This is a genomic window from Pyramidobacter sp. C12-8 (genome assembly GCF_002007215.1).
Taxonomy (GTDB): Bacteria; Synergistota; Synergistia; order Synergistales; family Dethiosulfovibrionaceae; genus Pyramidobacter.
In genome coordinates, this window is the sequence record NZ_MUHX01000104.1 from 1 (window position 1) to 269 (window position 269).

Annotated in this window: 1 protein-coding gene; it reads left to right on the plus strand. The window is 58.7% G+C overall.

Annotated features, from left to right (window positions below; genetic code table 11):
* On the plus strand, positions 1–221 hold a 221-nt coding region (locus B0D78_RS13025; RefSeq protein ID WP_205948339.1), incomplete at its 5' end, for a hypothetical protein.
* Between the last annotated feature and the right edge of the window lie 48 nt (positions 222–269).

Genomic DNA, 269 nt, shown 5'->3' on the forward strand with positions numbered 1-269 from the left:
GTTACCGCAAAGGCCCGATGAGCAGCGTCTACGTGATGCAGAAGGAGAACGCCCAGCTGCAGGCGCAGGTGGCGTCGCATGCACACGAGATCGCGGAGCTGAAGGCTTCCCAGGCGCACGAGATTGCCGAACTGAAGGCTTCTCAGGTCCGCGAGATGGCGGAACTGAAAGCCGACATGGAAGAGATGAAGCGTCTGCTGCGGGCTTCGAAACGGAGATAACGTTTCAGCCTAACGTTCCGATCCTTGGATCGGCACGTATCGGCAATG